30 protein-coding genes and 1 tRNA gene are annotated in these 26424 nt (G+C 62.5%); 17 read left to right on the top strand and 14 right to left on the bottom strand.

The genetic code is table 11. From position 1 onward, the window contains the following. The first annotated feature begins 89 nt into the window (after nucleotides 1-89). The 3 genes from LAN64_13265 (at nucleotide 90) to LAN64_13255 (ending at nucleotide 2695) form a co-directional block, all read left to right on the top strand. Nucleotides 90-353, top strand: coding sequence for a hypothetical protein (locus LAN64_13265; protein MBZ5568806.1), 264 nt, complete (start codon nucleotides 90-92; stop codon nucleotides 351-353). A 703-nt stretch (nucleotides 354-1056) separates the two neighbouring features. Further along, nucleotides 1057-2355: an NAD(P)/FAD-dependent oxidoreductase gene (locus LAN64_13260; protein MBZ5568805.1), complete on the top strand. Its 1299-nt coding sequence runs from the start codon at nucleotides 1057-1059 to the stop codon at nucleotides 2353-2355. 19 nt (nucleotides 2356-2374) lie between these two features. Continuing rightward, a complete protein-coding gene (locus tag LAN64_13255) occupies nucleotides 2375-2695 on the top strand; it encodes a hypothetical protein (GenBank protein MBZ5568804.1) in 321 nt (106 codons plus the stop codon). Between the two features lie 269 nt (nucleotides 2696-2964). On the opposite strand, the gene LAN64_13250 is transcribed toward LAN64_13255, so the two are convergent. From LAN64_13250 to LAN64_13235, 4 genes are all read right to left on the bottom strand, one after another. Then, complete coding sequence (locus LAN64_13250) at nucleotides 2965-3654, bottom strand: CoA transferase subunit B (GenBank protein ID MBZ5568803.1); 690 nt, start codon at nucleotides 3652-3654, stop codon at nucleotides 2965-2967. A 28-nt stretch (nucleotides 3655-3682) separates the two neighbouring features. Continuing rightward, entirely contained in the window at nucleotides 3683-3967 is a 285-nt protein-coding gene (locus LAN64_13245) for a hypothetical protein (protein ID MBZ5568802.1), read from the bottom strand. An 11-nt stretch (nucleotides 3968-3978) separates the two neighbouring features. Then, nucleotides 3979-4677 carry a CoA transferase subunit A gene (locus LAN64_13240; GenBank protein ID MBZ5568801.1) on the bottom strand — a complete coding sequence of 233 codons (699 nt, stop codon included), beginning with the start codon at nucleotides 4675-4677 and terminating at the stop codon, nucleotides 3979-3981. Nucleotides 4678-4839: 162 nt separating this feature from the next. Then, nucleotides 4840-5844 (bottom strand): hypothetical protein, encoded by a 1005-nt coding sequence (locus tag LAN64_13235; protein MBZ5568800.1) that lies wholly within the window; start codon nucleotides 5842-5844, stop codon nucleotides 4840-4842. Nucleotides 5845-5959: 115 nt separating this feature from the next. On the opposite strand from LAN64_13235, the gene LAN64_13230 reads away from it, so the two are divergent. Next, nucleotides 5960-6829 carry a hypothetical protein gene (locus LAN64_13230; protein ID MBZ5568799.1) on the top strand — a complete coding sequence of 290 codons (870 nt, stop codon included), beginning with the start codon at nucleotides 5960-5962 and terminating at the stop codon, nucleotides 6827-6829. A gap of 62 nt (nucleotides 6830-6891) precedes the next feature. Here LAN64_13230 and LAN64_13225 read toward each other — a convergent pair whose 3' ends face one another. After that, nucleotides 6892-7911: a response regulator gene (locus tag LAN64_13225; GenBank protein MBZ5568798.1), complete on the bottom strand. Its 1020-nt coding sequence runs from the start codon at nucleotides 7909-7911 to the stop codon at nucleotides 6892-6894. 103 nt (nucleotides 7912-8014) lie between these two features. Between LAN64_13225 and LAN64_13220 the strand changes: the two genes are divergently transcribed. The 3 genes from LAN64_13220 (at nucleotide 8015) to LAN64_13210 (ending at nucleotide 9716) form a co-directional block, all read left to right on the top strand. Beyond that, entirely contained in the window at nucleotides 8015-8695 is a 681-nt protein-coding gene (locus tag LAN64_13220; protein MBZ5568797.1) for a hypothetical protein, read from the top strand. 242 nt (nucleotides 8696-8937) lie between these two features. Continuing rightward, a complete protein-coding gene (locus tag LAN64_13215) occupies nucleotides 8938-9519 on the top strand; it encodes a TraR/DksA C4-type zinc finger protein (GenBank protein MBZ5568796.1) in 582 nt (193 codons plus the stop codon). An 8-nt stretch (nucleotides 9520-9527) separates the two neighbouring features. Next, complete coding sequence (locus LAN64_13210) at nucleotides 9528-9716, top strand: hypothetical protein (GenBank protein MBZ5568795.1); 189 nt, start codon at nucleotides 9528-9530, stop codon at nucleotides 9714-9716. On the opposite strand, the gene LAN64_13205 is transcribed toward LAN64_13210, so the two are convergent. Continuing rightward, the gene (locus LAN64_13205; GenBank protein ID MBZ5568794.1) at nucleotides 9710-10582 is read right to left on the bottom strand and encodes a hypothetical protein; all 873 of its coding nucleotides are present in this window, start codon (nucleotides 10580-10582) and stop codon (nucleotides 9710-9712) included. The two genes, LAN64_13210 and LAN64_13205, sit on opposite strands and share 7 nt — an antisense overlap. Nucleotides 10583-10636: 54 nt before the next feature. After that, nucleotides 10637-10816: a hypothetical protein gene (locus LAN64_13200; GenBank protein ID MBZ5568793.1), complete on the bottom strand. Its 180-nt coding sequence runs from the start codon at nucleotides 10814-10816 to the stop codon at nucleotides 10637-10639. Nucleotides 10817-11008: 192 nt separating this feature from the next. On the opposite strand from LAN64_13200, the gene LAN64_13195 reads away from it, so the two are divergent. From LAN64_13195 to LAN64_13170, 6 genes are all read left to right on the top strand, one after another. Next, a complete protein-coding gene (locus tag LAN64_13195) occupies nucleotides 11009-11425 on the top strand; it encodes an SgcJ/EcaC family oxidoreductase (protein ID MBZ5568792.1) in 417 nt (138 codons plus the stop codon). Between the two features lie 154 nt (nucleotides 11426-11579). Then, a complete protein-coding gene (locus LAN64_13190; GenBank protein MBZ5568791.1) occupies nucleotides 11580-12020 on the top strand; it encodes an OsmC family protein in 441 nt (146 codons plus the stop codon). A gap of 261 nt (nucleotides 12021-12281) precedes the next feature. Continuing rightward, nucleotides 12282-13220 carry a hypothetical protein gene (locus LAN64_13185; GenBank protein MBZ5568790.1) on the top strand — a complete coding sequence of 313 codons (939 nt, stop codon included), beginning with the start codon at nucleotides 12282-12284 and terminating at the stop codon, nucleotides 13218-13220. Next, nucleotides 13102-13608, top strand: a complete 507-nt coding sequence (locus LAN64_13180; protein ID MBZ5568789.1) for an amidohydrolase — start codon at nucleotides 13102-13104, stop codon at nucleotides 13606-13608. Before LAN64_13185 ends, LAN64_13180 begins: the two co-directional genes overlap by 119 nt. A gap of 46 nt (nucleotides 13609-13654) precedes the next feature. Continuing rightward, complete coding sequence (locus LAN64_13175) at nucleotides 13655-14878, top strand: tetratricopeptide repeat protein (protein MBZ5568788.1); 1224 nt, start codon at nucleotides 13655-13657, stop codon at nucleotides 14876-14878. A 65-nt stretch (nucleotides 14879-14943) separates the two neighbouring features. Further along, nucleotides 14944-16662, top strand: coding sequence for a chloride channel protein (locus tag LAN64_13170; GenBank protein MBZ5568787.1), 1719 nt, complete (start codon nucleotides 14944-14946; stop codon nucleotides 16660-16662). A 242-nt stretch (nucleotides 16663-16904) separates the two neighbouring features. Here LAN64_13170 and LAN64_13165 read toward each other — a convergent pair whose 3' ends face one another. The 4 genes from LAN64_13165 to LAN64_13150 all read right to left on the bottom strand — a co-directional run bounded on the left by LAN64_13165 (nucleotide 16905) and on the right by LAN64_13150 (nucleotide 20103). Then, nucleotides 16905-17105, bottom strand: a complete 201-nt coding sequence (locus LAN64_13165; GenBank protein MBZ5568786.1) for a hypothetical protein — start codon at nucleotides 17103-17105, stop codon at nucleotides 16905-16907. A 105-nt stretch (nucleotides 17106-17210) separates the two neighbouring features. Next, nucleotides 17211-18260, bottom strand: coding sequence for an S-methyl-5-thioribose-1-phosphate isomerase (gene mtnA / locus LAN64_13160; GenBank protein ID MBZ5568785.1), 1050 nt, complete (start codon nucleotides 18258-18260; stop codon nucleotides 17211-17213). Between the two features lie 40 nt (nucleotides 18261-18300). Beyond that, nucleotides 18301-18939 carry an orotate phosphoribosyltransferase gene (gene pyrE / locus LAN64_13155; protein ID MBZ5568784.1) on the bottom strand — a complete coding sequence of 213 codons (639 nt, stop codon included), beginning with the start codon at nucleotides 18937-18939 and terminating at the stop codon, nucleotides 18301-18303. 339 nt (nucleotides 18940-19278) lie between these two features. After that, nucleotides 19279-20103: a CPBP family intramembrane metalloprotease gene (locus LAN64_13150; GenBank protein MBZ5568783.1), complete on the bottom strand. Its 825-nt coding sequence runs from the start codon at nucleotides 20101-20103 to the stop codon at nucleotides 19279-19281. Nucleotides 20104-20216: 113 nt separating this feature from the next. Between LAN64_13150 and LAN64_13145 the strand changes: the two genes are divergently transcribed. Continuing rightward, complete coding sequence (locus LAN64_13145; GenBank protein ID MBZ5568782.1) at nucleotides 20217-21044, top strand: DUF4118 domain-containing protein; 828 nt, start codon at nucleotides 20217-20219, stop codon at nucleotides 21042-21044. Here the strand turns inward: LAN64_13145 and uvrA are convergent. Further along, a complete protein-coding gene (gene uvrA, locus LAN64_13140; GenBank protein MBZ5568781.1) occupies nucleotides 21019-23811 on the bottom strand; it encodes an excinuclease ABC subunit UvrA in 2793 nt (930 codons plus the stop codon). The two genes, LAN64_13145 and uvrA, sit on opposite strands and share 26 nt — an antisense overlap. A gap of 247 nt (nucleotides 23812-24058) precedes the next feature. On the opposite strand from uvrA, the gene LAN64_13135 reads away from it, so the two are divergent. Together LAN64_13135 and LAN64_13130 are read left to right on the top strand one after the other, a co-directional pair. Beyond that, entirely contained in the window at nucleotides 24059-24280 is a 222-nt protein-coding gene (locus tag LAN64_13135; GenBank protein MBZ5568780.1) for a hypothetical protein, read from the top strand. Nucleotides 24281-24444: 164 nt separating this feature from the next. Beyond that, nucleotides 24445-24618: a hypothetical protein gene (locus LAN64_13130; protein ID MBZ5568779.1), complete on the top strand. Its 174-nt coding sequence runs from the start codon at nucleotides 24445-24447 to the stop codon at nucleotides 24616-24618. A gap of 118 nt (nucleotides 24619-24736) precedes the next feature. Here LAN64_13130 and LAN64_13125 read toward each other — a convergent pair whose 3' ends face one another. Then, nucleotides 24737-25621 carry a ChbG/HpnK family deacetylase gene (locus LAN64_13125; GenBank protein MBZ5568778.1) on the bottom strand — a complete coding sequence of 295 codons (885 nt, stop codon included), beginning with the start codon at nucleotides 25619-25621 and terminating at the stop codon, nucleotides 24737-24739. Between the two features lie 75 nt (nucleotides 25622-25696). Here LAN64_13125 and LAN64_13120 point away from each other — a divergent pair. After that, nucleotides 25697-25772 (top strand) — tRNA-Ile (locus tag LAN64_13120). Between the two features lie 192 nt (nucleotides 25773-25964). Here the strand turns inward: LAN64_13120 and LAN64_13115 are convergent. Further along, entirely contained in the window at nucleotides 25965-26261 is a 297-nt protein-coding gene (locus tag LAN64_13115) for an ATP-binding cassette domain-containing protein (protein ID MBZ5568777.1), read from the bottom strand. Nucleotides 26262-26424 lie beyond the last annotated feature (163 nt).

Genomic DNA, 26424 nt, shown 5'->3' with positions numbered 1-26424 from the left:
GAATTCAAATCGTTCCCGGCGACAAAGCCACTTATCCCGCTGCCGGTCAGCCGCTTACGCCAACATCATGCATTTTTCCCCGGACAGCAGTGATCGAGTCGGTTGAGAAGAACATTGACTTGTTTATGTTAGATCGCGGCATATTTGATGCGCTTGTTTGGAATACTCTTCTCGCCAGCACCGGAAAAATCACATCTGATGAAGCGGATAAGATGGCCGCGTTTTTTACTCTCGACCGCTGGACACGCCTTATCGATCTCGTTTGTGTCATGAAATGCTCGCCCGCCGTTTCGCTGTCACGCGAGTACGCCAATCAGCTAAGGAATTTCGCGAAACTCGCGGCACATCTGTGAGCGGCACGCTGGTCCAGACTTCTGATCTACAGCAGTATTTCGGCAGAATGGGAGACTGGTCGCAGTCGATAGTCGAAAAGATTTGGCCCAAGCAATCTGTTCTCCTTCCTCCGAAGGGCGATCAAGGGGGCCAGCACAAGCTGAGTTTGAAGTGAACCACTATTATGTGCCCCCATCTTTAGTGAGCCTTTCTCCGGTTTTTGTTCTCCCCAGCCCCACGCTATCTCTGGAGAAGTCCGCTGCTGATTGGGTAGCCAACTCACCCGGGGTCGGTACTGGGGCTGGCCCCACCTTCCCGCAAAACCGGCAATCGGCCATCGGCAATTCGCTGACCTCTTTCTCAAATCTGATTTCCCTGGAAAAATTTTCCTGCCCTTGTCACAGAACCCTCTGCGAGCGCTACTCTGATTCTGCGCATAGTGCGCCTGAGTGGTTGTGTCGACAACAACCGCTGTTTAGCTATTTGACAACATGGCTACGTACGACAACCCGCCAAAGTTACCCTATTGGTTATCTGACACAACGGTTACCGTGGGGTTACCTGCGAACACTCAGGGTATCCGTCGCTTAAGTTGTTGATCCCACACCCATGGAGGGGGAGGGGGGTCTGAAACAACCGCCAGACAAAGTTAATACCAAATAAGCTACTGCCTGATTTCGCTCAAGCCTGCAGCCCGAAGCCTGCAGCCTGAATCCAATAACCATGGTGAAGCCCAGAGTGGTCATCGTCGGCGGAGGATTCGGTGGCCTGACTGCCGCGGCCAGCATTGCGCGTTCTGCGGTTTCAGTGACCGTCATCGACCGCAAGAACTACCACACATTCCAGCCGCTGCTCTACCAGGTTGCGACCGCCGGACTATCGCCCGGCGAAATCGCCGCCCCGATTCGCGGCGTGTTGCATCGCTACAAGAACGTCTCCGTGCTCATGGCCGAGGTCTGCGGATTCGACCTGGAAACGCGCCGCGTCAAGCTGTCCGACTCTCAGATCGACTACGACTACCTCATCGTCGCCGCCGGCGCGTCTCACTCCTACTTCGGCCACGACGAATGGGCCGCGGCCGCGCCCGGCCTGAAGACCATCGAGGACGCGCTCGAGATGCGCCGCCGCGTGCTGCTTGCCTTCGAACTGGCGGAACGGCAGGCAGTCATCACCGGAGCGCACCAGCCGCTGAACTTTGTCATCATCGGCGCCGGTCCCACCGGCGTGGAGCTGGCAGGCACGCTGGCCGAAGTTGCGCGTCACTCGCTCGCCAGGGACTTCCGCGCCATCGATCCCCGCCTCACCCGCATCATTCTGGTGGAAGGCGAGTCGCGCGTGCTGCCGGCGTATCCCGACGAGCTGTCGCGCAGCGCGCGCCAGCAACTGGAACAACTCGGCGTCGAGGTGCGGACCTCCACGAAGGTTACTGCGGTCGAGCCCGGTCGCGTGCTGCTCGGCGACACCGTGCTGCCGTCGGCCGTCACGTTGTGGGCTGCGGGCGTATCCGCCTCTTCGCTGGGCAAAATGCTGGGCCCGACCGATAGAGCGGGACGCGTGCTGGTCCAGCCCGACCTGAGCGTTCCCGGACATCCCGAGGTATTCGTTATCGGTGACCTGGCAAACCTCGCAGGAAAGAACGGCCAGCCGCTGCCCGGACTGGCGCCGGTGGCAATCCAGCAGGGACGCGCGGTGGCACGCATGATCGGGCGCGAAATCCGCGGCCTGCCGCGTGAGCCGTTCCATTACCAGGACCGCGGCACCATGGCTACGATCGGGCGCGCCGCCGCGGTAGCTGATTTCGGCAAAATCAAGGTGACCGGATTCGTCGCCTGGATTCTTTGGCTGTTCGTGCACATCATGTCTTTGATCGGCTTTCGCAACCGCCTGCTGGTGATGCTGGAATGGTCGTGGTCGTACCTGACCTATGAGCGCTCGGCCCGGCTGATTACCGGCGACACCGCTTTGACGGGCTTTCAGCCCAGGGTCCGGGCAGAGGGTCAGGATAAGGGGCAGGCGGCTTGAGGCGGCTGCGGGCGGCTGCTTGCAATTTGGACTTGACCGCAAGGCCGGCGTCGAGGATATTTATGTCTGGGTGGGGCGCATGCGTATGTTGACGGCGATCCTGATGGCGTACGTAGTGCTGGTGATTCTGGTGTCCCCGGTCGTGCCTTCGCCGGTGACCACGGTCCCATCCAAGCACACGCTGCAGCCGCCCCAGTTCGTCGCTCCGGTCACCGCCTTGCTGTTTACCGTTGCCGCCAATCATGCGCGTGCATTCCAATGGATGGTTGGACCGCCACCTGTGCATCTGGCCCTCAGCGGTTCTGAAGTCATCGACCTGACCACAGCTCGTCTCTGCTAGCTGCCCCTTCAAAACGCGCACTAGACTTTTAAGTTCTCCTGCTACTCACCTGGGCAGGAGGTAACCCTTTCCCGGCACTCTCCTCGGGATGGGGTCTGGCGCGGGCGGCTCCCACCACACCCTTACAGCCGCCCGCGCTCTCTTATTTCGTCCTCGCAAGCGCTGAATGGGTAGTTGGCTTATCGCTCCGGATCAGACACAGGGATATCGCGCTCGAGGACGAGCGCGCTCCAAACCGGCTTCCCGTTCGGAGGGTGAGCACGGGCTGGCTACCCACCCATGGTTTTCAACTTGGGGCTGACGATCAGCTTGGCTTCGGTGGCGCGCTGCACATCGTCGGCGGTCAGGCCGGGAGCAACCTCCTCCAGCAACAGACCCTGGGGCGTCACGGTGATATAGGCCATCTCGGTGACGATGTTGTTCACCACCTTGACGCCGGTCAGCGGCAGGGTGCATTTCGTCAGGATCTTGGGCTGCCCGTCTTTGGTGGTGTGCTCCATGGCGATGATGACGCGGCGCGCGCCCGCCACCAAGTCCATGGCGCCGCCCATGCCTTTTACCACCTTGCCGGGAATCATCCAGTTGGCAAGATTGCCTTCCTCATCGACTTCCATGGCGCCCAGGACACTGAGGTTAACGTGGCCGCCGCGGATCATGGCGAAGGAGTCGGCGCTGGAGAAATACGAAGTGCCGGGAATTTCCGTAACCGTCTCCTTGCCGGCATTGATGAGATCTGGATCCTCTTGTCCTTCGAGCGGATAGGGGCCGATGCCGAGCATGCCGTTCTCCGATTGCAGAACTACGTGCATGCCTTCGGGAACGCAGTTGCCGACCAGCGTCGGCATGCCGATGCCGAGATTGACGTAGTAGCCGTCGCGCAGTTCCTGGGCGATGCGGCGCACGATGCGGTCGCGCTTGGCGGTGTCTTGTGCCTTCGGGGCTTTCGGTGTGGTGACCATAGAGTTCTCGGTTCTCGGTTATCGGTGGTTAATCCCAGGCCGCTTCGGTGCGGCGGAAGTCAGTTAAAGCTTGCTCAAATTCAGCGTACGAGGCGCGCGCATCGGCGGCCGATTGCGCCCGGTATTCTGACGCCGTTGCCAGCAGCGCGCCGAAGGAGTCCGCGATGCCGCCCATGACGTGTTCGTAAGCGGAGGTCATGACTGCCAGTTCCGCCGCCAGATCGCCGAGCGTGAAGTGCCCCTCTTCGTACAGGCGCAGGTAGCGCAAGACGCTGCTGCGGACTTCATCGGCGGTGGATTCGGGCATGGGCATGGTCGTTAGTCTCAGGACACTTTTCTTACCGTCCGCTTCTCAATGCGCTTCAGGTAATTCGTTCCCTGAAAAATGCGCTTCACGTAGACGCTGGGAGTGTGGACGTCGTCGGCATCGATCTGCCCGACTTCGACCAACTGCTCCACTTCGGCGATGGTGACGCGCGCGGCGGTGGCCATCATAGGGTTGAAGTTGCGCGTCGTCTTGCGATAGACGAGGTTGCCCCACGTGTCGCCCTTCCAGGCCTTGATAAAGGCGAAATCGGCCCGCAGGCCGCGCTCCATGATGTAGTGGCGGCCGTCGAATTCGCGCGCTTCCTTGCCTTCGGCGATCGCCGTGCCGTATCCGGTCGGAGTAAAGAACGCTGCAATGCCGGCGCCGCCGGCGCGAATGCGCTCGGCGAGGGTGCCCTGCGGGTTGAGCTCGAGTTCCAGTTCACCGCTGAGCACCATCTGCTCCAGCAACTTGTTTTCGCCGACGTAGCTGCCGATGTGCTTGCGGACCTGCTTGTTGCGCAGCAGGAGGCCGAGACCGAAGTCATCCACTCCGGCGTTGTTGCTGATCGTGGTGAGGTTCTTTACGCCTTTGTGAACCAGGGCGGCGATCAGGTTTTCGGGAATGCCGCAGAGCCCGAACCCGCCGACCAGGATGGTGGCGCCGTCCTGGACGTCGCGGATGGCTTCCTCGGCGTTGGCAACGACCTTGTTCATATAGAGAGTCCGGATGAGGAATGGGAACTGAAGATTCTACTTGCAGGGATTCGGGAATAGCAATTGCAGGAAATCAGCGGCCGAGATCGTGTTCCCAATCCGGTCAACGACTAAACAAACACCGCTTGGCTAATAGCTAAGAGCTAATTGCTAATAGGCAGCTCACTTCACGTCCTTCATCGCCAGCAGGGAGCCGTAGTCGCGGCCGGAGGAGTCCACCGCGCGGGCGACCACGCCGGCGAAGGCGGCCCGCAGTTCGGGATACCTGGCGACGATGGCCTTGATGACGGCCATGTTGTCCTGGAACGTGGCGCTGGTATTGGAGATCTCGCTGGTCGCCTGGTACTTGACGATCAGGTCAAGATTGTTGCCGTCGCTGTCGGGAAAAAGCTGCGTCACGCGATAGGTCTTGCCCCCAACCGTCAGGTTCATGGGCTGGTTCGGCGACGGAAAATCGGCGGGACGCGCCTGCTGCATCTCGTCGGCGAGCTTGTCCTGCTGCACGGTGTATTCGATTTCGATTGGCTGCGCGAGGTACCACGCCTCCAGGCAATAGAGATAAGCGGCCAGGTTCTGGCCGCGCGACTTGTACTGCCGCGCCTGGCTGAGGTACCAGTTGAGGTCGTGGCCGGCGACCTGCGTCGGCTTCACGGTGTAGCCGGCAAGAGCCCACCGGTTTCCCTGCTGCCGCAGGACCAGGCTGAGACGGACCGGCTGCCTGCCGCCGCTGACCTCTTCGGTGACCACCGCAAATCGGCCCGCCGGCAGGTTGGGAATTACGAAGGCAACGCGCTCCTGGGAATTGAAGATGCCACAGTAAAACTCGGCGCGCTCCATGGTCGCCTTGGTGGCATTTTCGAGCACGTACATGGCGGACGGCGAGGCCCGGGCGCCGGAGAAATCGGGCTTGTGCTCGGTGACCGCCGCCTCGACGCCGCCGAAGTTCGACGCCAGCGACTCAACCGCGGCGGCTTTCAGGCTCGCGTAATCACCGGCGGCGGACATGCGGATAAACGATTGCGCGGTTTGTTCCAGGGCGCTGTGGGCGCCCGGGTCGAGATCGTCGTCGCTGAGGCAGTTCTGCGCCGCAACCGCGACCGGCCTCGCCAGCGTAATGACCAGCAGAAGCGCGAACCAGGAACGGCAAAACTGCGATCTGCTGCTCATGGGACTTCTCATAAAATCTGACACTACTGTGATGGAGATGCAGTTCCGATGTTTAACGTCGCATTGTAAAGCGGCCAACGCAAGCGTTTAGAAGGTGTAGAATTCCCATATTGGCATGGTGGGCATCGGCAAATTCGCGATCGCGGCGACGGCGCTCGGCTTGAGCGCAGCCGCGTGGACGCAGGCGCCGCCCCACGCGCCGATCAAGCCGGACATTGCCAGGCAAGCGGCGAATCCTGCGGCCGCGCAGCCCGCGCCAATCCGGCCTTTGCAGCCGGCAGCACCTCCGCAGCCGGTCGTGCCGCAGCGTCCGGAGCAGATGCCTCCGACGGCGCCGCAAGTCACATTCGAGAACGGGCAGCTCAGCATCGTGGCGCAGAATTCGACGCTCAGTTCGATTCTCGTGGCAGTGAAAGCGCAGACCGGCGCGCAGTTGGAGATGCCGGCGGACACGGTCAATGATCGCGTCGCGGTAAAGCTTGGCCCGGGCAATCCGCGCGACATGCTGGCGTCCTTACTGGAAGGTTCGCGCTTCGATTACATCATGCTGGGCTCGGCTGCGGATCCCACCGCCGTGGCGCAGGTAATCCTGACGCCTCACCATGGTGGCGCAGCAACGCCCGCTGCGGGAGGCGCCTTTCAGCCGCCGCCATCACCGGGCGGAGCTGCCATGTCACGTCCTGGCCCGGGCGGGCCATTGCAGGGCGGTGTCGCACGTCCCGAGTTGAATGCCGACGATGACGAGCAGCCGGCAGTGGAAGTGCAGCCGGCGCCTCAGGCTGAACAGCCGGCGCCAGCGGCTGTGATGCCCCCGGGGACGTTTGCTCCCAACACGCAGGGGACGCAGGGGCCGGGGCCGGAACAGGCACAACCGGCCATTCCCGCGAATCCCAACCAGCCAAAGACCCCTGAGCAGTTGCTGCAAGAACTGCAACGCATGCAGCAGCAACAACAACAGCAGCAACGGCGTCAACCGCAGCAGTAACTGCCGCGTCGCGGAGTCGCGAGTAAAGGCAGGTCCCTTCTTGCGCGCCGACTGCAGTGCCGCTACGCGGCTTGCGCTTTGCGCAGCATCTGGAAAAACTCCCCGACCAGGTGGGGGTCCCACAAACCCGCGGCGGCTTCGCGGCGCATGGTTTCGGCCGCGTCTTCGTGCGGCAGCGCCGGCTTGTAGGGACGCTCGGTGATGAGTGCGTCGTACACGTCCACCACTTGCAGGATACGCGCCAGCGGCGGGATGTCCTCGCCGCGCAGACCGTCAGGATAGCCGCTTCCGTTCCAGTGTTCGTGGTGGCAGCGGATGATGGGCAACACCATGCGCAGTGTTTTCAGCGGACGGCAGATCGTCTCGCCGGTCATGGGATGCTGCTTCATGATCTCCCACTCGGCGGGCGTCAGGTTGGAGCCTTTCTTCAGGATCTCGTCGGGCACGGCGATTTTGCCCAGGTCGTGCAGGTATCCGCCACGGCGCAGCGCTACCACAGATTCCTCACCCAGCCCGAGGTGACGTCCCATCTGGCTGGCGTAGCGCGAGAGGCGCTCGCAGTGCCCCTCGGTGTAGGGATCGCGCGCCTCGACGCTGAGCCCGAGCGTGCACAGGACGTCTTCGGCGTGCTCCAGTTCGTCGGTGAATTCTTTCAGTTTGAGCAGCGAGCGCACGCGCGCGAACAGTTCTTCCGGGAAGATGGGCTTGTTGAGGAAATCGTCGGCGCCGGACTCGATGCCGCGGATTTTGTCCTCGCGGTCGGCAAGTCCGGTAATCATGACCAGCGGTATCAGACGCGTGACCGCGTCGGCCTTTAGCTCGCGGCACAGTTCGTAGCCCGACTTGCCCGGCATGATCACGTCCAGCAGGATCAGGTCCGGCAGGTGGGCACGGATCTCGCGCTCCGCTTCCTGGGCGTTATGGGCGGCGCGTACCAGGTAGCCGCCCGACTGTAGGAGCTGCGACATCAGCGCTGCGTTGTCGATGTTGTCGTCAACCACAAGAATGCGCGCCACGCGCTTCTGTTGCATGTAGGGATCCATCGGATATAGTGGACGTGGGCTGGGCAAGTTTGGTTGCATGCGCCGCACTGGTACCGCACATGCTCCCGGTATTCTATTCCATCGGCCGGTAAATGGGAGCGGATCTTGCGCTTCTTCACTGCGCGGGACTAGGCTTTTCGCCATGCGGCATTATTTCTTGGTGACCGTTGCCTGGCTGGCGCTTGCCTCCGCCGCCCTAGCCGTCCCCAAACAGCACGTTGTCAGCTTCGGCAAGTGGATGCCGGTCAAACTGTTTCTTGGGCCCAACGAGGACAAGTCGCTGGACATCAGAATTCGATCTTTGTACGTGGATGGCCGCTTGCGCGAGTTCGTCACCGGCGATCCGCACGACATCACGGAGCGCCTGTTTGTCGTGCGGCGTGCTTACCGGCTCAACGACTGGCTGCCTTCCGACGAGGGCACGGCACACAAGTGGAAGTGGCAGCGCGGGGGATGGCTGCTGGTGGACCGAGACACGGGACGAGTGAGCCAACTCAACCTGCCGAGCTTCGATGCTTTCTATTCGCTGGCAAGCTGGTATCGCGATTATGCTGCCTACTGCGGCGTCTCCGATGACGGCGCCAAGCTGTACGCCGTGGTGGCCCAGGTGGGGAGCAAGAAGCCGGTGCTGAAGCGCGAACTCGGGCCAGTCAAGGACGCCGACATGCCCGACGCGCAATGCGTCGCGCCGCAATGGCAGCGCCAGCCGACGCGCGTGACCTTCAACCCGGCGGGCGCGCAAAAGCTGACCTTCAACATTCGAGGCCACGCCGCTGATCTTGCACCGGCGCCCAACGATCCAGGGGATGAAGACAAGCACTGATACGGCAAGACCTTTATGGCAAGACCCAACGTTCGAAAAGCTATCTCATGAAATGGTTTTGGGAAGGGCGCGGCTTTTGGAAGGGCACGGCTTAAGCCGTGCCGCCCAGAGCCGCGAATAATGCGGGCTTTAGTCCCTGAGGGAATCCGCACTATACTGAAGTGGTTCGTTCCGACATAGCTTCTAGCGGTTTAGAAATGGACCCGAGAACCGAAAACCGACAACCCGAAACTGAAACTCTCATGAAGTCCCTCGACGAATATCTGCGCGAAGCCGAAGCTGCCCACGGTCATCTCTGTGCCGGGCAGGTGCTCGGCGTGCGCATGGCGATGCTCGGGCTGCGGAAGTTGGGCATCGAGGACCCGCGCGGCAGAGACCGCAAGCGCCTGGTGACCTTCGTCGAGATCGATCGCTGTGCCACCGACGCCGTCGCCGTCGTCACCGGATGCCGGCTGGGCAAGCGCGCCCTGAAGTTCCGCGACTGGGGCAAGGTAGCAGCGACGTTTGTCGATGTTTCGACCGGCCGCGCCTTCCGCATCGCCGCGCGCGAATCCTCAAAGGCGCTGGCCAAGAGCATGCACCCTGAGATCGAAAACAAAAATCAGCAGCAGATGCTTGCCTACCGCGAGATGTCCAGCGAAGATTTGTTCGACGTGCAGCCGGTCACCGTGGACCTGCCGCCGGAGGAATTTCCCGGCTACAAGGCAGAACGCGTAGTGTGCGCCAAATGCGGCGAAGGCATTAACTTCCGGCGCGAGGTGGTGCGCGACGGGCAGGCGCTGTGCCGCGCGTGCGCCGGAGAGGCGTACTACCGGCCGGCGTAGGAATCGCCATGGGTCAACAGATTGTGAAAGACGATCCTGATCCCAGGGAGCCAAACAGCGAATCCGAAGGCGAACGCGCTCCCACCGCGAACCTCATGCGCACCTGTCCTACCTGCTCGGCGCCGCTGGAGGAACACCACTGCAAGCTGGTGTGCGGGCGCTGCGGCTTCTTCCTCAGTTGTTCCAATTTCTACTGATCAGCGCCGGGCGTCGGATCGTCCGGTTTCTGGGAATGGCTGTTGGTCTGTTTCCAGACGCGCTCCACGGTGTCCTCGATGAGCGGCAGCGCAGGCGAAGCGTTCCCCGGGTGCAGCGCCGCTGCCAGCGCGTAATCCCAGCGCTCGGCATAGGAGTCCTGCTTCGCCGGCCTGCATTCCACCTCGCCCGCATAAACATATCCCAGCCACAGCAGGGCGGAGATGTTGTACGCCACCATTTTGCTCAGTTGAAAAAAGATCTTTGCCTGCAAGCCAAAATTGGAAAGCGCCGCGACAGCGACCAGATCGACCGCGGCGCTGACGCCGAAGCCCAGCGCGATACCGAAAATGCGGTGGCGGAGCGTGACACCCAGATAGCTGGAGGAGAGCAGCATGAGCAGCACCAGCCCGCACTGCATGACCTCGACGCTGCGCATGAGGTTAAGGATGGTGGCGAACAGGGGCGTCTGCGCCGCCGGTTTCGAGGTCGTGGCCAGCAATACGGCAGCCAGCAACAGCACCAGCGCGGCCCAGCGGAAAAGCACGGCGCCGAATTTACGCAAATCCCCAAACGGCCGGAATATCCCAATGAAAACCTCGTACAGGACGCCGAAACCGAGCCCGATACTGACTGCGGACATTGCCCAGTACGCATAAAAGTACTGTAGATACGAGCGATGGTAAATGTAGAAGCCGACCGCGAAATCGACGATCTGGAAAACGGCGAACGCAAAAAAGCAGGGGAATTCCTTGGCCAGTTTTCGGCGGCGCATCAGGGCCGCAAGACACACGAATACCGGCGCCGGCGCGATCCACAGCACGTAGTAGAAAATCCGGAGCACAGACATGGGCGCGAGACGGAGCATAGCCCCGTCGCCCACGTCCGAGCAAGCATTTTGTGTCTGCCCGCTACCGCTTCATTACCGGCTCGGCGGTATCGGCGGCAGGCAGCGCGGATCCGCATTGGGGTCGCACGCGGGCGCCGGGCCTCCGCCTGCTACCATGACAACGTTGTTCTTGGGATTCTTCGGCATGGCCGCAACCGACAAAAGACCCAGCAACATCATCCCGGCGATCGCAACACGAACGACTGATTTCATGACAGCCTCCTAAATTGGGATGGAATTTCCCTAGATTCGCAGTCTAGCCGACCCGGAACGGGCTGCGGAACTGAATTTTCAGTACAATCTAGTGCTGGTAGTTTATGCCGGGAAGTTTGTAAATAAATGCTGCTGCGGCCGGCAGCGCGCATCATCGTGAACCAGAGCATGTCAACGTGGGGAGGTCCAGCCATGCCGACTACCGCCGATGAAGTGGAACTGCACATCAGCAAGATTGGCGAGCAATGGGCGCGGCACTGGAACGCCGGCGACCTGGACAAGCTGATCCAGGCCTACGCGCCCGATGCCGTGTACATGCCGCCGCATCATCCCGCCGTGCACGGACGCGATGCCATTTACGATTACCTGATAACGCCGATGCAGCATGGGGTCGGCGAGCTTACCTACGAGGTCACCTTCATCAAGCACTCCGCCGACCTGGCCTACGATGTCGGCCGCTACTCCATGTCGGTTCCGCGGGACCTCGGCAAACGCCAGGACCGCGGCAAGTACCTGACCGTCTGGCGGCGCCAGCCCAACGGAGAGTGGCTGATCGTGGCCGATACCTGGTCGAGCGATTTGCCAAGTACCACTAGCGCCAGTGGCTAGTGGCCGGCGCTCAGGGGCCAGTGGGTCGTTCGGTCTCTCAGTCTCTTTAAGTCTCTTTAAGTCTCTCGGTCAAGCGGTCCGCTCTCCCGGAGACCGATAGACTGATAGGCCGAGCGACCTGCACAGAAACTCCATAGGAAAGGAAAAAGATGCTATGCAGCGCAAAGGCAGTGCAGTGTGGAACGGCGGATTGAAGGACGGGAAGGGAACGGTTTCCAGCGCCAGCGGAGTGCTCTCGAACACGCCCTACTCTTTCACCACGCGCTTTGAAAACGAGAAGGGCACGAATCCGGAAGAGCTGATTGCGGCGGCTCACGCCGGCTGCTTCTCCATGGCCCTGTCGGCGCAGTTGGGTAACGCAGGGTTGAAGCCGGAAAGGATCGCCACCGAAGCGACCGTCACGCTGGAGAAGCTGGAGTCCGGGTTCGCGATCACGCAGGTGCATCTGCAAACCACGGCGCGCGTGCCGGGCGCATCCGCGGAAGCGTTTCGCCAGGCGACAGAAAACGCCAAGAGCGGCTGCCCGGTGTCGAAGCTGCTGAACGCGAAGATCACCTTGGACGCCAAGCTGGAGGAATCGCGGGCAGCGGACTGACACTGTTCATCGCGGCATTCCTAACCGCTGTTCGCAATCGGCCAGACGCCGCCGCAGGTGGCGCCTCGGCCGCGCGATCCGCTCGAACCATCCACCGGCGCGACGATGGTGCCGGACACGCCGCAGCAACGCGCGTTGGTCCTGAACTGGTCGAGCGCGCCCGCCAAAACAGCGGCAGACGTAGCGCGCTTCGGCGCCGATGATGGGGACGACGTAGAAGGTTTGGTGTGCGCCTTGTCCCTATGATATCAAGTGTGCCCTATGCGTCGCCTGATGATTCCCGCCCTCGTGCTGTGCGCGTGTTTGGCTGCCGCCCAGACCCAGCCCGACTCCGCCTTGCTGGCCGAAGTCCAGAAGATCAAAGCCATTGATAACCACACCCACGTGCTGAAGGTGGTTAGGCCTGGGCAGCAGGACACCGAATTCGACGCGCTGCCCTGTGATCCGCTGGAGCCCTCGGGCGCACCCACCATGACGCGCCCCGACAACCCGGCTTTTCTGTCCGCGTGGACCGCGCTCTACAACTATCCCTACCATGACGCGGCGCCCGAGCACCTGCGCGAACTGCAGGAGTCGAAAGACCATGTCCGCCGCGACCAGGGCGACAACTTTCCCACCTGGGTCCTCGACCGGCTGGGCATCGCAACCATGTTCGCTAACCGGGTCGCCATGGGCCCGGGCCTCAGCCCGCCGCGATTCCGCTGGGTACCCTATGACGACCCACTGCTGTTTCCGCTGAACAACGCGGCCATGGCGGACACTCCGGATCGCAAGATCTTCTTCGCGCGCGAAGAGGCTTTATTGCGGCGCTACGCCTCGGATCTGCAGATAGAACGCCTGCCCGTCTCGCTGGATGAATATGTGGCCCGCGTCGTGCTGCCGACGCTGCAACGTCAAAAGCAAGCCGGGGCGGTGGCGGTCAAATTCGAGGCGGCATACCTGAGAGCGCTCGATTTTGCGCCCGCATCGCGGGAGGCTGCGTCCGGCGTTTACCTCCGGCAGATGGGTGATGCCCGTCCGACACGGCTCATTCCGCCTCCCTCCAACCGAATACAAGGTCCTGCAGGATTATCTTTTCCACGTGATCGCCGCCGAAGCGGGGCGGCTCGGCCTCCCGGTCCACATCCACACCGGTGCGGGATGCGGCGGCTATTTCCAGCTCGGCGGCGCCAACCCGCTGCTCCTGGAGGCGGACCTTGACGATCCCACCCTGCGTAAAACCAACTTCGTCCTGTTGCATGCCGGCTGGCCGTTCACCCGCGAAACCGCGTTCATGATGGGAAAGCCCAACGTGTGGGCGGATACCTCGGAAGGCTGGATGATCTCGCCGCGCGAGCTGGCCAACTACATGCGCAGTTGGCTGGAGTGGTTCCCGGAGAAGGTATTGTTTGGCACCGACCTGTACGCCGCCACGCCTGAGATCGGCTGGGAAGAAGTCGGCTGGCAAACTTCGCAGGGTGCGCGCTGGGCCTTGACCGAGGCGCTAACCGGGATGATACAAGACGGAGAGATCAGCCGCGTGCGCGCGCTCCAACTGGCGCGCATGGTGCTGCACGACAACGCGGCGAAACTGTACGGGATCCCCTGACCATCGTGTTCCGATACGACGGAGTATTATTAAACTCTATCTGGAGATGGCACCCGATCTCGTCTGTCCGCGTTGTGGTGAACCGCTGCTCCCCGGCCAACCGGATTGTCCCTACTGCACGGGCCGCAAAAGGATTCCCCTCCATCATCGCGAGCCGGTGATCATTGCCGCGGTGGTGATGGTCGCGGTGGCGCTGTGGGTGGCGACCACCTTCGTGACCAAAGCCTACGCCGCGCGCCAGCAGCAACTCGCGCGCCAGTGGTTCGAGCGCGGTGACGGCGACTTGCGCGCTCAACACCTGGACGCAGCCGTACGCGAACTGCAATCGGCGCTGGCGTATTCTCACGACAATTTCCAATATCGCCTGCGGCTGGCCGAGGCGCTCGCCGCCCAGGGTCACACACGGCAGGCGCAAGGTTACTTGCATGCGTTGTGGGACGAAGATCCGGCCAACGGCACGGTGAACCTCGAACTGGCGCAATTGGCGGCGCGCAGCAATGACGTGGCGGGCGCGCTGCGCTTCTATCACGGCGCGGTTTACGGCATCTGGCAGGACGATCCGGCGCAGCGGCGCCGCGAGGCACGCTTCGATCTCATCGAATTCCTGCTGGCGCACCGCTCCCCCCAGCAAGCGCAGTCGGAGCTCATCGCTCTAGCCGCCGACCTGCCGCGCGATCCCGCGCTCATGCTGCGCGTTGCCGGCTTGATGATGAAGGCAGGCGACTACGCGCGCGCCTTGCAGGGATTTCGTGAAGCGCTCGCACTCGCGCCGAACCATGCCGCTGCGCTCGCGGGCGCGGGAGAAGCGGCCTTTTCCCTGCAGATGTACACCGAAGCGAGCGGCTACCTGCGCCGCGCGATTGCCGAGGACACCCAGGACCCGCAAGCCGCAGCGCATTTGCAGACCGCGGAACTCGTGCTGCTAATGGATCCTTACCAGCGCCGGCTTCCGGCCTCGGAGCGGGAGCGGCGCATCATAGACGCCTTTGCGCAGGCCGGCATTCGCCTGCAGCAGTGCGCCTCCGCGCGCAATATCAAGCTGGATCAGCCGCTGGGAAATGACCCGCTCGCCACCGATTACGCGAATTGGACGGCGCTGAAGCCGCGGGTGAACCCGCGCTCTCTACGCCGTAATCCGGAGCAGGGTGATGCTGCCATGGATTTGGTGTTCCGAATCGAGCGCGATACGGAGCAAGTCTGCGGGCCAGGCAGTGCGGCTGACTTGGCATTGCTGTTGATCGCGCAGCGGCGGGAAGGCACCACGCCGTGAGCGCGCCCGACAACCCCGTTCCGGTGGTGGCTCCGGAGACGGAAATCGCGGCGCCTGCCGGCGGAATGAATTTCCGCCTGTTGCGCCGGGCGTTTGCTGAGGACCGCCTGTTTCTGCTGTTGGCGGTTGTGATCGGCGTGCTCTCCGGCCTTTCGGTGGTGTGCTTCCGGATTGCGATTGACTGGTCGCGGCTTCACCTCCTGGGTTCGGCCGTGCCGCCCACCGGATTGCGGCTGATGCTGGCGCCGGCGTTGGTCGGATTGCTGGTTGCTGCCATCGTGATGCTGGCGTTCCCGCGCGTGCGCGGCAGCGGCGTCAACCAGACCAAGGCCGCGCTCTACATTTACAACGGTTACATCCCCTTCCGCACCGTCATCGGCAAATTCCTCTGCTCCGCCCTGGCGATTGGCGCCGGTCATTCGCTCGGGCCGGAAGATCCCGCCTTGCAGATCGGCGCCGGCATCGCCTCCGCGCTCGGACGCAGGCTGCACTTGTCGCGCGAGAAGGTGCGCTTGATTGCGCCGGTGGGCGCGGCCGCGGGGCTGGCCGCCGCCTTCAATGCGCCGATTTCCGCGGTGCTGTTCGTAATCGAGGAAGTGATCGGAAGATGGAGCGCGGGCGTGCTCGGCGCGGTCGTGCTGTCGGCGGTCGCCAGTGCAGTGGTGGAGCGCTGGTTCTTGGGATTCGCGCCGCTGTTCAGAATTCCCGCATTTCAAATGTTCCGACCCGGCGAACTGCTGGCGTACGCGGTGCTCGGCGTGGCTGGCGGATTCGCGTCGGTCGTGTTCTCGAAGGCCATCGCCTTCCTGCGTCCACGCCTAAAAGCGATGCCGCACTGGACGCAGTTCATTCAACCGGGTGTTGCCGGCCTGCTCATCGGATTCATAGGGTTCATCGGGTTCCCGCAGATCATGGGCGCGGGCTACGAGTACGTGGACCAGGCCATGCACGACCAGTTCACCTGGCAATTTCTCGGCATCCTCGCCGGCCTGAAGATTCTCTCGACGACCATCTCGTTTGTCAGCGGCACGCCTGGCGGGATGTTCGCGCCCACGCTGTTCATCGGAGCCATGCTGGGAAGCGCGGTAGGCGGCGTGGAGCACGTCATTTTTCCGCAACTGAACGGCTCCTCGGCGGCCTATGCGCTGGTCGGAATCGGCGTCCTGTTCGCGGGATTCCTGCGCGCACCCATGACCTCGGTGTTCATGGTCCTGGAGGTCAGCGGGAATTACTCCATCATTCTGCCGGTGATCATCGCCAACGCCATCGCCTATCTCGTCTCGCGCGCGCTGCAACCGGTGCCGATCTTCGACCTACTGTCGCGGCAGGACGGGATCGACTTGCCGTCCATGGAAGAGCAGCGCGAGTTGTCGGTACTGCGCATTGAGGACGCGATGCGTCCGCCGCCGCCCGCCGTGCTGCACGACGACCTGACGGTGGGCGAGGCGGTCAAGCGCGCCGAGCACGCCGGCGACGAACTTCTGCTGGTGCGACGATCGCCCGCCGGGTGGAGCGTGGTGCGAAAGGATGAGCTGGCGAAGATGGCAAGCCTCGGCAAGCAGGAGATGTCGCTGCTCACCGTGCTTCCGCCGGCGCGAGCGCCCATCCTGCACCCCGATCATCCGCTGGACACCGCCCTGCACTATATTTACGATTTCCGCCTGCTGCCGGTGGTGCATCGCGCCGACCAGCAGCGGCTGGAAGGCGTCCTCACCATGGCCGACATCTTGCGCGCCTACCGCGGCGCCGACGTCGAGCCCGCCCCCGCGCCGCAGATGCCGTAAATTCCTCGCTCCGGTGGCGCCGAGCTTCAGGCCCGCGATTTAGCCTGATGCGCCTTTCGGCTTAGCGCAGTTTTTGTGAATAGTGCAGTCGTCGGTGATTGGCAGTCTTGAAGGGGCACGGCGGAACTACCGTAAACTGCTCCGGCTGCTGAATAATGCCCTCTGGACACTGGTGGAAGCGCACGGCTTTAGCCGTGCGCGAAGGGACACAATGAAGTTCTGGGCTTTAGACCTGGGATCACTCACACCCGTCCCGGCGCTCTCAGCAATCGCGCCGGAAAAGTGACAATCGCCCACAACAATTTCAGCACGCCGCCGACGGCAATTCCAAGGATCCGAAACGGCAGCAGGAATAGCCAGACGATCGGGTACAGCACCAGCGCCAGCAGTGCGATGGGCCAGCACAGTACAAACAGGATGCACCACAGCACAAACGTCAGCACGGGGAATCTCCTGCATAAAGATACGCCTGCCCGACCCGAAAAGTTCGCACCACACTCCAGCTCGCAAACAAGGAAGGGGGCGCACCATGGCGACCCTGAAATCCTCTAGGATTTGGCCGCCATGCCAGCCAATTCCGCCAGCGACTCCGCGTACGGCGCCCGCACGACGCCACGTTCGGTGATGATCGCGGTGACGTACTGGTGCGGGGTCACGTCGAAGGCGGGGTTCTCCACCTTGACGCCGGTGGGCGCAATCTGGCGGTCGCCGATATGCGTGACTTCGCGCGTGGAGCGCTGCTCGATGGGAATGCGGCTGCCGTCGGGCGTGTCCATGTCAACCGTGGAAAACGGCGCGGCTACATAGAAAGGAATTCCGTGTTCTTTCGCCAGCACCGCGACGGTGTAGGTGCCGATTTTGTTGGCGACGTCGCCGTTGGCGGCAATCCGGTCTGCGCCCACCACCACGGCCCTGATCTTCCCCTGTTTCATCATCGCCCCGGACATGTTGTCGGAGATCACCGTAGTGGGAATGCCGTCCTGCATCAGTTCCCACGCGGTCAGGCGCGAACCCTGCAGGAAAGGGCGCGTCTCGTCGGCGTAGACGTGCAGTTTCTTGCCCTGCTCGATCGCCGCGCGGATGACGCCCAGCGCCGTTCCGTAGCCGCAGGTGGCGAGTGCGCCCGCATTGCAGTGGGTGAGCACGCCGCCGCTGGCCGGCAGCAACACTGCGCCGTGGCGTCCCATGGCTTCGTTGGCCGCGATGTCTTCCAGGTACATCTGCCGCGCCTCGGTGATCAGTGCCTGCTTGAGTTGCGGCAGTGGCAGTTCGCCGGCTTCCTCGAACTTGCGCTCCATGCGCCGGATGGCCCAGAACAGGTTGACCGCCGTCGGGCGCGTCTCGCCGATCGTTTCGCAAATCTGTTCGAAGTCTCGCCGCAGCTCGGAAAGGTGGTCCGCGTCGGAATCGCGCACGCCGAGCGCTATGCCCATCGCCGCCGCGACCCCGATTGCGGGTGCGCCGCGCACCGTCATATTGCGAATCGCCTCCGCGACCTCTTCATACGTCCGCGCGGTGACGTACGTCTCCTCCGTGGGCAGCTTGCGCTGATCAATAAAACGCACGCCGTCTTCCGTCCATTCCAAGGTTTTAACCATAAGATCTTCGATCGGGTAATCGGGTATTTGAAAACGCCTCTCAGCCGCGCGCTTCACTAACTCTTTGCAGCCGCAGGTGCTCTTCGCGGATCTCGCTTGCCGTGAAAATCGAGACAAACGGCGCGGGCGCGGCCGCCTTCTCGACGTTCGAACGTCCACCCGCCTCCTCGCGCTCCACCAGGCACATCACGCCGATCACCTCGAAGCCGAACTCGCGCGCCGCTTCGATCGCTTGCACCGTGGACGCGCCCGTGGTGCATACGTCATCCACGATTACCACTCGTGCGCCGCTTTCGCGGAAGCCCTCGATGCGCTGGTCCGTGCCGTGTCCCTTCTCGCCCTTGCGCACGATGAAGGCGTGTACCAGCCAGGCCCCGATCGCATCGGCTGGCTCGCGCTCGGGACGCCGCGACTGCACCTGCTGCGCGGTCAGCATCGCTACCGACACCACGATCGGATCGGCACCCAGCGTCATGCCGCCGATGGCCTGTGGCGTCCAGCCGCGCCGGTAGAATTCATCCACGAACGTGCGCGCCGTGAGACGCGCGCCCTCGGCATCCAGCGTAGTGGCGCGGCAGTCGATGTAGTAGTCGCTGGTCGCGCCGGAGGATAGCTTGAATACGCCGAGCCGGAACGACTTCCGCGCCAGCATCGCCAGCAGTTCTTGTCGCGGCACCATCATGTCCAACAAAATACCACGCGCCGCGCCCGCCCGACTTGAACTAAGAACCAGGAATCGAGAAGTCAGATGTCAGACTGCGAGCCGGCCCAGGTGTACTTCTTCCTTCTACTTCTTACTTCTTACTTCTTACTTCTTACTTCTTACTTCTTCTTCCGGCATGGGCTCTGTTGACATCCTCGTCCCGGAACGCAAGGTCGCGGAACGCAAGGTCGAGCGCGCGAAAGAACCTAGCCCCCGGCGTGAGCCGTGGGACAATCGCCAAAACGGCGAACCAGCCCGCTTTAGGGGGCGAAAGAAATAGCGCCCACAATACGGCGGCCCCTGGTCCTGTGGCCTTCAGGATAGCCTTTCCAGGTGTCGGAAGGCGTCGCTGGCCACGTAGAGCAGGGTGAACAGCGTGCCGTTGTATCCAACGTGGACAAGAAACGTCGTCGCCACCGATCCCGTGCGCGCGCGTACCGCCGTCAGCACCACGCCGACGAAGAACAGCAGCAACAGCGGCGCCCAGGCATTGGCCAGTTGCGAGGTGTGGATAAAGGCAAACAGCGCCGCCGTGATCAGCACCGCCGCCATCATTCCCAACCGGCGTGCCAGGGCGGCATACATGAATCCGCGGAAGAACAGTTCTTCGACCAAGGGAGCGAAGGTCACGCCGAAAACCGTCATCATGTAGGCGCCCGCGGTGTCGCGGAAATAGCGGTCGATGGGCAGCGACTGGGGAATCGGCAGCAAGGTCGACGCGGCCTGCACCATCAGCGCCAGCGCGACACCGAGTCCGGCCCATCCCACCCACCTTACCCGCGGCCAGTGCCAGCCGACCACGGGCCAGAAGCTCCGTCCTGGCGACCGCACCAGCCACACCATGTAGATCACCACCACCAGGTAGGCGGCGAATTGCGCCGGAACCACCACCCGCGGATTGCGCGCCAGATCGGAGGTGGAGACGTGCACGGGGCCGGCATTCGTGATCGCCACTCCCATCGCGATCATGCTGAACAGGCCGATCGCGATTGCCGCTACCACCGCGATGCGAACCACATCCCCAATTCCCCACGGCGGATCCTCAGCCACGGCCTTGCCCGGCGACGGTGCGTGCGCTTCTCCAGCCCAAGGCGCAGTGTTCTGTTGCTCCGGGGAAGGCGGATTCTTGCTGTGGGGCAAACGATTTAGCCTCGATGACAACTCTACTTGGATGTCAGGCAGGCCGCAAATCGCCGTGTATCTTCGCGTTTCACAGCGCGCTATCTTCCGCTACACTGTTGCCAACCACGCCTATGCCCCGTTTCAAGTTCGTCGCCGAAGCTGCGAACAGCCGCTTGGTGCGCTGGTACATCGGACCGGCGATGCTGGTCGCAATTGCCCTGCTGATCACCCTGCAAGTACCCGACGTCGAACTGCACTCGTTCTTCAGTATTTTCCTGGCGGCGGTCGCAGTTTCCGCCTTTGAGGGCGGATGGCAGGCGGGCGCGGTGGCGGCGGCGCTCTCCATGTTCGCCAGCGACATCTTTTTCCTTCGTCCCACCTGGGACTCGCTCGTCAACAATCCCAACCAGTCGCCGCGCCTGACTTCGGTCCTGCTGATCGAAAACCGCAGCGACTGGATTCGCCTGATCGCCTTTGCCTTCACCTCATTCATCATTTGCCTGCTGGCGGCGCTGGTTGAGCGCAAGGAGCAGGCCGTGCGCGGCGCGCAGCAGTCCGTCACCCTGCAGCGGAAAGAAATCGAGTTCCTCAAGAGCACCGCCAAGATTTGGACGTGGGAGTACGACCTGCAAAACCGGCGCGTCACCTGGACCAACATGTACAGCACGATTGCCATGCGCCGGGAAGAACCGGTGGAGATATGGCTGGAATCCATTCATCCCGAAGACCGGAATCGCGTGAAGGCCGCGCTTGATCGCGCGCTGGTGGAGGGGGAATTTGAAGCCGAGTATCGTGTCTTCGTGAACCAGGCCGAACCGCGCCGCGTCATGGGCCGGGCCGTGCTTTACTCCATCGGCGGACAACTCGCCGGGCTGCGCGGCATTGAAATTGACCGCGAGACTCGCGGCTCTCCGGTGGCGGCGTCCGCAAAGACTAAACCACCGCCGCGCGCCGGCTGAAGTACTCCGCCAGGGCCTGTCCGGTGTACGACTTCCTCATCTTTGCCACCTGCTCGGGTGTGCCCTGCGCGACCATGCGCCCGCCGTCCTCGCCGCCTTCGGGGCCCAGGTCCACGATCCAGTCGGCATTGGCGATCACGTCTAGATTGTGCTCGATGATGATGATGCTGTTGCCCAAATCCGTCAGCCGATGCAACACCTCGAGCAGTTTGTGCACGTCGTCAAAATGCAGTCCGGTCGTCGGCTCGTCCAGCAGGTAAAGCGTGCGTCCGGTCTGGCGTTTCGACAACTCGCGCGCCAGCTTGATGCGCTGCGCCTCGCCGCCCGACAGCGTTACCGCCGACTGCCCCAGATGGATGTACCCCAGCCCGACATCCACTAGCGTTTGCAGCTTCTGGCGGACCTGGGGAATGTTTTCCAGGACCGGCAACGCGTCCGCGACCGGCATCTCCAGCAAGTCGGCGATCGAAGAGTCCTTGTACTTCACGGCTAGCGTCTCGTGGTTGTAGCGCCGCCCGCCACAGACCTCGCACTGCACATACACGTCGGGCAGAAAATTCATTTCGATGCGGCGCTGCCCTTCGCCCTGGCAGGCTTCGCAGCGTCCGCCCGGCACGTTGAAGGAGAACCGTCCCGCCTTGTAACCGCGCTCGCGCGATTCCGGCAGCATGGCGTAGAGATCACGGATGTGCGTGAACACGCCGGTGTAGGTAGCCGGGTTGGAGCGCGGCGTGCGCCCGATCGGCGACTGGTCGATGCGGATGACCTTGTCAATGTTCTCCGCGCCCGCGATCGCCTTGTGCTCGCCAGGCTCTTCGCGCGACCGGTATAGCTGTTTGGCCAGCGCGCGATAGAGAATGTCGTTCACCAGCGTGGATTTTCCCGAGCCGGACACACCCGTTACCAATGTCATTACGCCCAGCGGGAAACAGACGTCGAGACCCTTCAGATTGTTCTCGCGCGCTCCTAGCACGCTGACGGCGTGGCCGTTGGTGTGCCGCCTCTCCGCCCGGTGCGGGATTCTCTTCTTGCCGGAGATGTACTGTCCGGTTAGCGATTCCGGCGCCTCCATGATCTCCTTGGGAGTGCCCGCAGCCACCAGCGCGCCACCATGTCGTCCGGCGCCGGGGCCCAGATCGATCACGTAATCGGCGCGGCGGATCGTCTCCTCGTCGTGCTCCACCACCAGCACCGTGTTGCCCAGATCGCGCAGCGACTCCAGCGCCTGCAGCAGCCGGTCGTTGTCGCGATGGTGCAACCCGATCGAAGGCTCATCCAGTACGTACAGGACGCCGCGCAGCTTCGATCCGATCTGCGTTGCCAGCCGGATGCGCTGCCCCTCTCCGCCCGACAGCGTTGCCGCCGAGCGTTCCAGCGAGATGTATCCCAACCCGACCGCATTCAGGAACTGCAAGCGCTCGGCGATTTCCTTCACCACGCGCCCGGCGATCTGCGCCTCGCGCTCGCTCAGGCTGATCTGCTTCACCGCACCGATGGCGCGCGAAACCGGCAACGCCGTGAAGTCGGCGATGGACATCCCGTTCACCTTCACCGCCAGGCTTTCCGGCCGCAGCCGCTTGCCATGACACGCCGGACATTCGGTGGCGCTCATGTAATTCAGCAGCCACTCGCGATAGCCTTCCGACGTCGATTCCTCCAGCGTCTGCCGCATAAACGCCAGAACTCCGCGCCAGCCGATGCGCGGCGAGCCGTTCGCCTCGGCGCCGTACAGCAGGAAGGTTTGCGCTTTGGCCGGCAGTTGTTCGAACGGCGTATTCAAGTCGATGCCGGCCGACGCGGCTGCGATCTGCACCATGTGCCGCAAGTTCGCCGAGCCCGAGCCGGGCCCCAGGGCGCCGTCCAGCAGCGGCTTCGACCAATCGACGATTACTTTCGCCGGGTCGAAATCGTACTTGCTGCCCAGCCCGTTGCATTGCTTGCACGCGCCGTACACGCTGTTGAACGAAAACGAGCGCGGCTCCAGAACCGGCACGCTGATCCCGCAATCCGGGCACGCCAGCCGCGAGGAGTACAGGTGTTCCTCGCCTCCCACTACCACTACTTGTACCAGTCCGACGGTAAGTTTCATCGCCAGCGCCACCGACTGTTCCAGCCGTTTCTCGATGCCCGGTTTCACCAGCAGGCGGTCGATGACTACTTCAATCGTGTGGTTCTTGCGCTTGTCGAGGCGGATGTCTTCTTCCAGGTTCACCAGTTCGCCGTCAATGCGGGCGCGCGGGAAGCCGTGCTGCGCCAGCTTCTCCATCTCTTTCCTGAATTCCCCTTTGCGCCCGCGTACGATGGGCGCCAGGATCATCACCCGCTCTTCCGGTTTCAGCGCCATCACCCGCGACACGATCTGTTCCGCCGACTGCCGCGAGATCGGCTGTCCGCATTTGGGACAGTGCGGCACGCCCACGGTCGCGTACAGCAGACGCAGGTAATCGTAAATTTCGGTGATGGTGCCCACCGTGGAACGCGGGCTGCGGCTGGTGGTTTTCTGCTCGATGGAGATGGATGGGCTCAGCCCGTCAATCGCGTCCACGTCCGGCCGCTCCATCTGATCGAGGAACTGCCGCGCGTACGCCGACAGCGTTTCCACGTAGCGCCGCTGTCCCTCTGCGTAGATGGTGTCGAAGGCCAGCGACGACTTGCCCGATCCGCTCAGCCCGGTGACTACGGTCAGCGCGTTGCGCGGAATCTCGACGTCGATATTCTTGAGGTTATGCTGCCGCGCCCCGCGGACCGAAATCTTGGTAATCGCCATGGAAAAAAATGTGGCGCGGGCCCCCTCCCGCGTATTTCGTGCCTTTCCCGCAGACCATGTCCCTTGGAGACGTGGACGGCTCCCCTAGAAAGTCCGACAGTGAAGAAGCGCAACTCTACTCCGTATCCTAGTTGTTAACAGCGGCCGGCGTCAACAGGAGCTACAGTGTTCGGTTGGCCGAAAATCCGAACGACCTCTGGGTCGGCTGGTGGCCAGCGACCATCGGCCAGCGACCATCGGCTTCTTTATGACCGAACATTGCTGCCAGATGCTGCAGGACTCCGTGGAAGGCGATGCCATCCTCAACCAGCCGCTGCGCACCATGCACGGGCGCATCCTGAACGAGATCGATTCCGACTATGCGGTGCGCTCGCCGGAGGACCGGCCCAATCTGTATCCGATGAATTTTTGTCCGTTTTGCGGACGAGCGGTTTCGCGCACCATCTGGAACGCGGAAAAGAAAAAGTGAATGAAACAACTAAGTGAATTTTCCCGGCTTAACCGGATGTGAATTCGAGCTGTCCTAACAACGAAATGGTTGCCTTCCGGCTCGCGTCGGCGAGTTGAAGGGCGGCTTCTTCGGCGGTCCATCCAGGGTGCTGGAGACCGCATCCAAGGAAAGGGCGGTCGAACTTGAATCCGTTGATCGTCGCACTCACGCTTCTCGTCATTATCACCGCCGCGGTGGCTATCGGCGTCATGCTCGGTTACGCCGCCGTCGCTCTCATGCTTCACGCCATGCGACGCGACTCGCAGCCGGCCCCGGAGCGCGCCTTCACCGCCACCGAGGCCTCCAGCAGCGGCTAGCGCCGTTTCATCTTTTCTGGAGGCGCTGTCATCCCGGGCGGAGAGGGCTCCCGCGCGTCTTCCAAAGACGGTCGTCCTGCCGTCGCTGCTCTCAGGATCCTGCGGCGCTCCGCGCGGTTCAGGCGCCAACCGCGCAGGGATGTGAAACCAGATCGAGGTACGAGATCAGTTGCACGCCACATTCCTGCAAAAGGTCGCGTGTGGTGGCCGACGTCAGCAGGGCGAGTTCGGTTTCGCGCGCAGCCGTGAGCGCGCTCAGGGGACGCAGCGCGGCGTCGCTGTAACCGGGATGCGTCACCAGCTCCCACGTGCCTTCCGGGATGCGCTGGATCAAGGCGCGCAAGCGCCGCCGGTCGAGGAATCCGGTGAGCACGATGCCGACGGTGCCGTCGGTTGTGGCCAGTCCTTCCGCTTCCACCAGCTTGCGGAATTCGCCCGCCATGGACTGGAACACGCGCACTGCACAGTAGCGGCTGAGCAGCTTCGGTCGCGATGACACCTCCACCAGCCGGACGATCGGGTCGGGCTCGAACGGATTGCGGACCGCGCCAATGCCGCGCTCCTTCGCCGCCTGCAACAACGGACCAAGCACCCGCGGAAACAGGTGCGTGTGCTTGTGAGTGTCGAAGTGAGTGAGGGTGATTCCGGCGGATTGCAGCTTGCCCATCTGCGCGCCGGCTTCGTTCCTGATTTCGTCGGCGGAGAGGCGGTTGCGCAGGGCTGCCCGCGCGAAGCGCGCAAAACCGGGGCGAAAGTAACCATCGCGCGCCAAGGTGGGAAGTTGCGATGGCGGCGATACCGGCGCGAGCTGGATCAGGTCAACGTGGCAGCCGACCGATATCTGCGGCAGACCGCGGGCGAGCGCGACGGCTTCGTCGAATTCGGGCCCGCTCGCCATCAGCGTGGCGGAGGTGACCACGCCCCGCTCATGGGCTTCGGCGATTGCGCGATTGACGCCGCGCGTGAGGCCGAAATCGTCGGCGTTGATGATCAGCCGCTTCATCCCGAAGCAGTGTAACCGACGGGATGCCGGTGCGCCGATCTCCGAAGCCCAGGATACAATAGGATTCTGTCAGGCGGGCCCGTAGCTCAGCGGTTAGAGCAGTGGACTCATAATCCATTGGTCCCAGGTTCAAATCCTGGCGGGCCCACCAAAAGAATCAATCGCTTATACGAGTGGCCATTTTTGAATTGTGCCGGAAAGAGCCGCTAAGTCCATTGGTCTCGAGTCCAAATCCTAACGAGCCCATCTCTCTTCAATCACTTACTTGGATTGCGTTTCTGGGGTGTCCGCAAGATTTTTCGGCACACTGCGCGCTTCCGGTCGCGTTGCTGGCTCCGTTTATTTACAGCGCTTTGCGAGCTGAGTTAGCGACCTTGCGCAAGATGCCCCGAGCACGTGCGGCAATCGTTGTCATTCCGCCGCCCTCCGTCACCAGTGTCTCAACTACTGCGATGTTTTGCAGCAACTCCGGCGGCAAGCTATGCCGCAACCGTGGTTCGAGAAACACCCTGCCGGATGTCGATTCATCCAAGCGGTTCAAAAGTCGCAAGCACGAACTCTCCCCCGATCCGCTGGGTCCGACCACACCCAAAACCTCGCCGGGACGAACCTCGACATTAATGTCATCTACCAGTGTCAGACCATTGACACTGCGGCCAAGGTGGTCGAGAGTGTCCCGCTTTTAGTTGGAGGTTGAAGAGCGGCGCTCGGGATCATGTTACGCGACCTCCTGCTTAGTCGCAGCTTTTTCTGTTTCTCCTCTTCCTAGGATTGCTCTCAGTTGCCAGATGTCCTTCCAGCCC

Source organism: Terriglobia bacterium, assembly GCA_020073185.1.
In the GTDB taxonomy this organism is placed as follows: Bacteria; Acidobacteriota; Terriglobia; order Terriglobales; family Acidobacteriaceae; genus JAIQGF01.
Note: the sequence above shows the minus strand (reverse complement) of the source record. Positions and strands in the feature narration are given on the sequence as shown.

Bases quoted from the DNA above. Each gene is read 5' to 3' on its own strand.
- LAN64_13245 (MBZ5568802.1), bottom strand. From the start codon at position 3,967: ATGCCCATGCCCGAATCCACCGCCGATGAAGTCCGCAGCAGCGTCTTG.
- LAN64_13205 (MBZ5568794.1), bottom strand. From the start codon at position 10,582: ATGCTCCGTCTCGCGCCCATGTCTGTGCTCCGGATTTTCTACTACGTG.
- LAN64_13125 (MBZ5568778.1), bottom strand. From the start codon at position 25,621: ATGAAGCGGCTGATCATCAACGCCGACGATTTCGGCCTCACGCGCGGC.
- LAN64_13230 (MBZ5568799.1), top strand. From the start codon at position 5,960: ATGGTGGGCATCGGCAAATTCGCGATCGCGGCGACGGCGCTCGGCTTG.
- uvrA (MBZ5568781.1), bottom strand. From the start codon at position 23,811: ATGGCGATTACCAAGATTTCGGTCCGCGGGGCGCGGCAGCATAACCTC.
- LAN64_13190 (MBZ5568791.1), top strand. From the start codon at position 11,580: ATGCAGCGCAAAGGCAGTGCAGTGTGGAACGGCGGATTGAAGGACGGG.
- LAN64_13195 (MBZ5568792.1), top strand. From the start codon at position 11,009: ATGCCGACTACCGCCGATGAAGTGGAACTGCACATCAGCAAGATTGGC.
- LAN64_13250 (MBZ5568803.1), bottom strand. From the start codon at position 3,654: ATGGTCACCACACCGAAAGCCCCGAAGGCACAAGACACCGCCAAGCGC.
- LAN64_13170 (MBZ5568787.1), top strand. From the start codon at position 14,944: ATGAATTTCCGCCTGTTGCGCCGGGCGTTTGCTGAGGACCGCCTGTTT.
- LAN64_13200 (MBZ5568793.1), bottom strand. From the start codon at position 10,816: ATGAAATCAGTCGTTCGTGTTGCGATCGCCGGGATGATGTTGCTGGGT.
- LAN64_13240 (MBZ5568801.1), bottom strand. From the start codon at position 4,677: ATGAACAAGGTCGTTGCCAACGCCGAGGAAGCCATCCGCGACGTCCAG.
- LAN64_13260 (MBZ5568805.1), top strand. From the start codon at position 1,057: ATGGTGAAGCCCAGAGTGGTCATCGTCGGCGGAGGATTCGGTGGCCTG.
- LAN64_13225 (MBZ5568798.1), bottom strand. From the start codon at position 7,911: ATGCAACCAAACTTGCCCAGCCCACGTCCACTATATCCGATGGATCCC.
- LAN64_13145 (MBZ5568782.1), top strand. From the start codon at position 20,217: ATGCCCCGTTTCAAGTTCGTCGCCGAAGCTGCGAACAGCCGCTTGGTG.
- LAN64_13135 (MBZ5568780.1), top strand. From the start codon at position 24,059: ATGACCGAACATTGCTGCCAGATGCTGCAGGACTCCGTGGAAGGCGAT.
- mtnA (MBZ5568785.1), bottom strand. From the start codon at position 18,260: ATGGTTAAAACCTTGGAATGGACGGAAGACGGCGTGCGTTTTATTGAT.
- pyrE (MBZ5568784.1), bottom strand. From the start codon at position 18,939: ATGGTGCCGCGACAAGAACTGCTGGCGATGCTGGCGCGGAAGTCGTTC.
- LAN64_13185 (MBZ5568790.1), top strand. From the start codon at position 12,282: ATGCGTCGCCTGATGATTCCCGCCCTCGTGCTGTGCGCGTGTTTGGCT.
- LAN64_13215 (MBZ5568796.1), top strand. From the start codon at position 8,938: ATGAAGTCCCTCGACGAATATCTGCGCGAAGCCGAAGCTGCCCACGGT.
- LAN64_13175 (MBZ5568788.1), top strand. From the start codon at position 13,655: ATGGCACCCGATCTCGTCTGTCCGCGTTGTGGTGAACCGCTGCTCCCC.
- LAN64_13210 (MBZ5568795.1), top strand. From the start codon at position 9,528: ATGGGTCAACAGATTGTGAAAGACGATCCTGATCCCAGGGAGCCAAAC.
- LAN64_13220 (MBZ5568797.1), top strand. From the start codon at position 8,015: ATGCGGCATTATTTCTTGGTGACCGTTGCCTGGCTGGCGCTTGCCTCC.
- LAN64_13235 (MBZ5568800.1), bottom strand. From the start codon at position 5,844: ATGAGCAGCAGATCGCAGTTTTGCCGTTCCTGGTTCGCGCTTCTGCTG.